We start from the raw sequence: 5,419 nt of genomic DNA on the forward strand, positions 1-5,419 counted from the left end.
GGCCGGCGGCGGGCCCGCGTCCGATCGCCGGGCCGGCGCCGACGACCCGGCCGGAGGAGAGCACCGCTCCCGCCCCGACTTCCAACCCTGGGGTCGGCTACGAGCAGGGACTGCCCTCCACCGTCGGTCCGGCCCGGGATCCCCGCTCCGACGCCGGTCCCCGCTCCGACGCCGGGGGGCGTCCCGACCGCCCCGCCCCGCCGGGTGGGCCCGAGCTTCCGGTCAGTGCCGCGCCCCGGCTCGGCACCGTCCGGCGGCCCGTCGCGCACGCGATCTACTGGATCGCCGAGCGCCCGACGGTCAACGCCGAGCCGGTCGAGCTGTACGTCGTCGCCGGCTGTTCGCCCACCGACGCCACCGGCACCGGCGTACCCACCCCGAACCTGTTCCTGGTCGGCACGCTCCGCCCGCCGGTGCCCGCCGCGCTGCGGGCGGACGAACACCTGCTGCGGGTACGCGTCCTCGCCGGTGGCGCGGTGGACATGTCCTCGATCACCGTGCACGAGCCACCGGCCCTGCACGAGCTGCTCGTCGACCGGGACGAGTCGTACCTGCTCCCGGGGGGTCTGCTGGGCCGTACCGAGCTCGTCGCCGGTTACGGCGTCGACGCCTCCGGGCGGTACGTGGAGCAGCCGGTCGCCCCGGCGACTCCACCGCTGGCGATGCGCTGCACCGGCGCCGGGCACGGCATCGAGGGGTTGCCGGCCGACCTTCCCCGCTGGCCGTACGAGGCCGAGGCGTTCGCCTATGCGCTGGTGCGCGACCCCGAGGCCACGACCCGTAGTCAGGGCCTGGTGCTGTTGCGCAACCGGCCGCGTGCCCGTCGGGGGCGGCTGCTGGTGCAGGTGCGGGTGCCGTGGCGGTGCGCCGTCGACGTGCGCGCGACCGTGGCGCAGATCGGCGACCTGCCGCAGATCCACTCGACGGCCGGATCGATGCTGGAGGCCGGCGTGAGTCTGTTGCTGCCACGCGAGGCGAACGAGCAGGTCGAGGTCGTACGGCTGCTCTCGGCGGGCCGGCTCGGCTGGCGGACGGTGGGTGAGCCGGAGATGTCGCTGGCCGACTTCCTCGCCAGCCGGGCCGATGCCACGACCCGGCCGGGCAGCACCGCCCCGATCCGGTAGGGGTAGCGCTGTCCCGACCCGGCCGGACTGCGCCGCCGGGACCAGACCTGGGCCCCACTGAGTCCTTCGGCTCACGCCGCCCGCGGCCCGGATCACTAGCGTCCCGTTTGAGCGGTGCTGGGGAAAGGTCCGGTCCTGGGGAGGGCTGCAACGATGGGTGCCAACGTGGGTGTGCAGGAGCGGGTCGAGGCGGATGCCGACCTCGATCACCGGATGCGTCGCGTCTTCGCGGCGAACGCCCAGCCGTTGTACTACTACCTTCTCCGGCTGACCCGGGGACAGGGTCAACTCGCCGAGGACCTGTTGCAGGAGACCATGCTGCGGGCCTGGTCCCGGCTGAGCGAACTGCCCGCCGACGACGCCACGATCCGCCGGTGGCTGTTCATCGTGGCGCGGAACCTCTCGATCGACGTGGCCCGCGCCCGGGCCGCCCGACCGACCGAGGTCTACGGGATGGACGTGACCTGGGCCCACTCGCCGGACGACGAGTTCGACGGCCTGCTCGACCGGTTCGCCCTGGCCGACGTGCTGCGCAAGCTCACCCCGGAACACCGGGCGGTGCTGGTCGAGCTCTACTACGGCGACGTGACGGTGGCCGAGGCGGCGGCCCGGATCGGCATCCCGGAGGGGACCGTGCGGTCGCGGTCGTTCTACGCTCTGCGCGCCGCCCGGGGCATCATCGGGGAGCCCGCCGAACTGGCGGCGTGACCGCCAAACTCCCGACGCGGCGGCTGAACGACACGGCGGCCGGGACCGTCGTGGAGTCGTGAGTCCGCACCGGGACGGGCACGACGAGGGGGCGAGGGAGATGTTGGTCAGCCGGTACCCGTCACGGGTGGGACGGTATGTGGTGGTGGTGCTCGGCGTACTGCTGGCCGCGCTGCCCGTCCTCCCGGCCCGCGCCCAGGCCGCACCGTACGTCAAGTACTACACGGTGGAGTCCACCTACGTGGGCAAGCCGGAGGGCCTGCGTGACATCGCCGAGCGCTTCCTCGGCAGCCGGGACCGCGCGGAGGAGATCTTCAACCTGAACGTCGGCCGGGCGCAGTCCGGCGGCGGCGCCCTCACCGACCCGAGTCAGCTGCGCGCCGGTTGGCAGCTCGTGCTGCCGTGGGACGCGGTCGGCAGCGGGGTCGAGTACGGCTCGCTGCCGTCTCCGGCACCCCCGAGCACCCGTTCACCGTCACCGGGAGCGTCCGCCGCGCCACCTGCCGGTACTCCGCTGATCCGCCCCACGATCGGCTCCAGCCCCAGCCCCAGCCCGAGCCCGAGCGGCACCAAGAACTCCGGTGCCGGGGGCGCCAAGTGCGGATCGGCCGCAAAACGCGGTGACAAGGACCGCGCGGACTGGGCGGAGCGGCGCATGTCGCCGGAGCGGGCGTGGTCCCGCAGCCGTGGCGAGGGCCAGATGATCGCGATCGTGGACTCCGGGGTGGACGGCAGCCTCGCCGAGTTGCGGGGCCGGGTCACCCAGGGCATGGACGTGGTGGCCGGCAGCGGCCGGGGCGACGTCGACTGCCTCGGCACCGGCACCGCGATGGCCGGTATCGCCATCGCCCAGTCCGGCTCGAAGCGCACGGTGACGGGGGTGGCTCCGGAGGCGACCGTGATGCCGATCCGGGTGGTCACCACCAAGGCCGAGGCGCAGCCGGCGGACCAGGCGGCCGGCATCGAGGTGGCGGTGGCCGCCGGTGCCACCGTGATCGCGCTCGGGTCGTACGTGGACCCCAACGTCCCGGCCGTCGCCGAGGCGATCGCCACCGCCGTCAAGCACGACATCGTGGTGGTGTCCGCCGCCGACCTGGAGTCGAGCGACCCGGAGTCGGGGCTGCCGGAGCAGGGCATGTTGCGGGTCGGTGGCATCGGCGGGGACGGCAAGATGGCGGACAGTTACCGCGCCGGCGGGGTGGACGTCGTCGCCCCCGGCGTGGACGTGGCCAGCCTCGGCATCGGCGGAGCGGGTGACTTCGTCGGCAGCGGCACCCAGTACGCGGTCGCCTACACGGCCGGCCAGGCCGCCCTGGTGCGCTCCGCGTACCCGAACCTCTCGGCCGCTCAGGTGACCGAACGGATCCGGAGCACGGCCAGCCGGACCGCCGACACCCCGGAGGACCCCGCCTCGTACGGCGACGGCGTCATCGACCCGTTCACCTCGGTGAGCGCCGCGATGGAGAACGACGGAGGGGCGGCTGCCCCGAACGGCCCGTCCGCCGATGACGGCGGATCGTCGACCAGCGGTGGCCAGGTGGCGATCTTCGTGCTCATCGGCCTGGTGCTGGTGGCCGTGACGGTGCTGTCGGTGTTCCGGCTGCGTACCGTGCTGCGCTCCGACGACCGCAAGGATCCCGAACCGGAGTTCGACCCGCCCGCGAACCGTCCGACCGACCACTCCGATCCACAGCGGTTGAGGTGATCGCCCAGTGACGGGGCAGCCCGCGGTCTCCACCCCGACCAGCGCACCGTCCGGCCGGATCGAACGGGTCTCCACCCGCCCGTGGAGTCGGCACCGCACCATCTCCTCGGCGATCCGGGCAGCCCGCGACGGCGGGGTGGTGTCGGTGGTGGCCGGGGTGTACCGCGAGTCGTTGACCGTCGACAAGTCCGTCACGCTGGTGGCCGAGAACGACGGTGGCGCGGTCGAACTGGTCGCGCCGCACGGGCCGGCGCTCGCCGTACGGTCCGGGTCGGCCACGATCCGCGGGTTCGTGTTGAGCGGCTCCGGTGCCGTGGTGGTCGCCGCCACCGGCCGGATCGCGTTGGAGTCGACCACGGTCACCGGGGGCGCGGTCCAGGTCAGCGGGGACGCGTCGGCGACGCTGCGGGACTGCGCCATCCTGCGTACCGGGGCGGCACCCGGGCTCATCGTCGCCGACCAGGCGACGCTGGAGGGCACCTCGGTCGAGGTGACGGAGACCGGCGGCGCCGCCGTCGAGGCCGCCGGAAGCGCCCAGGTCACCCTGGTCGACAGCCGGATGGGCAGCGTCGGCGGTGGCGCGCTGGTGGCGGAGAACGCCACGCTGACGCTCACCCGCTGCGAGATCGGGCCCAGCGGCGGCGTGGGCGTCGAGGTCAGCGGCGGTGGGCAGGCCCGGCTGACCGACTGCCAACTGCACGACCTGGCGGCCGAGGGTATCCGGGTCAGCGGCAGTGCGACGTTCGGCCCGGACTGGTGGCCGCCGCTGCGGCCGGAACACGCCGGGACGCCGGGCGCCGGGGAGACCGGCGAGACCGGTGGGGTGCTCGTTCGGCGGTGCACGATCAGCCGCGCGGCCTCCGCCGGGGTGCTCCTCGCCGGGTACGGCCACCTGCACCTGGACGAGTCCACGGTGGACGCCGCGCGGGGTCCCGGCGTGCTGGCCGGTGGCGACAGCCGGCTCTCGATGGCCGGCAGCCGGATCAACCAGGCCGGTCATACCGCGCTCGCGGTCCGGGAACGCGCCGAGGTCCGCCTCACCGACGGTGCCTTCGCCGACTCGGCCGCCAACGGGCTCTACGCCGCCGACGACGGGCGGATCCTGATGCACGGCTGCGAGGTGCGGCGCTCCGAGTACAGCGCGGTGCACCTCACCGGCACGGCCAGCGCCGCGCTGGTCGAGTGCACGATCGCCGACACCCCCGAGTTCGGGGTACGCGCCTCCGACCGCGCCCTGCTGCGGGTGGAGGGCGGCACGATCACCGGCGCGGGACTCGGCGGGGTGCAGATCGACGGTGGCGCCGACGCCGAGTTGCGTGGACTGACCGTCAGCGACTCCCGGGCCGGCGTACGCGTGGACACCCCGCACCGGCCGCTGCTGACCGACTGCGAGGTCCGCGACGTCGAGCAGACCGGGATCGAGGTCGCTCCGCACGCCGCGCTGCTGGCCCGGAACTGCCGGATCGCCTCCTGTGGCGCGGCCGGGGTGCTCGTCGACGCGTACGCCACGCCGACGCTCGAAGAGTGCGAGATCACCGACATCGGCGGCAGCGGACTGGTGCTCTGGGAGGGCGCTGCACCGATGATCCGCAGCCTGACCGTGCGGGAGTGCCGCAAGAACGGCGTGTACGTCGGTGACGGTGCGCACGGCACCCTGACCGACTGCGACATCTCCCGGACCGACTACCCGGCCGTGCACGTCGGCGTGGACGCCGATCCGGCGTTGCTGCGCTGCCACGTGCACGACGCCGGGGCCGACGTCGACCAGACCGACCAGGGCCGGGCGACCTTCGAGGAGTGCTGGAGCACCGACGTCGCCGAGGCGACCCTGCCGACCGAACCCGTCGCCGCCCGCGCGGTGCCGGCCGGTGCCGGTCCGCGC

3 protein-coding genes and 1 pseudogene are annotated in these 5,419 nt (G+C 74.2%); all 4 read left to right on the forward strand.

Annotated features, from left to right (window positions below):
- A pseudogene (locus EYA84_RS32640) lies at positions 1-1,124 on the forward strand (hypothetical protein); the annotation flags it as partial.
- Between the two features lie 153 nt (positions 1,125-1,277).
- Positions 1,278-1,832, forward strand: coding sequence for a sigma-70 family RNA polymerase sigma factor (locus EYA84_RS25250; protein WP_131055982.1), 555 nt, complete (start codon positions 1,278-1,280; stop codon positions 1,830-1,832).
- A 127-nt stretch (positions 1,833-1,959) separates the two neighbouring features.
- A complete protein-coding gene (locus EYA84_RS25255) occupies positions 1,960-3,537 on the forward strand; it encodes a S8 family serine peptidase (RefSeq protein WP_236145954.1) in 1,578 nt (525 codons plus the stop codon).
- Between the two features lie 7 nt (positions 3,538-3,544).
- A partial coding sequence (locus EYA84_RS25260) for a right-handed parallel beta-helix repeat-containing protein (RefSeq protein ID WP_201272475.1) occupies positions 3,545-5,419 on the forward strand: 1,875 nt, incomplete at its 3' end.

Origin of the sequence: Verrucosispora sp. SN26_14.1 (assembly GCF_004307965.1) — a bacterium.
GTDB lineage: Bacteria > Actinomycetota > Actinomycetes > Mycobacteriales > Micromonosporaceae > Micromonospora.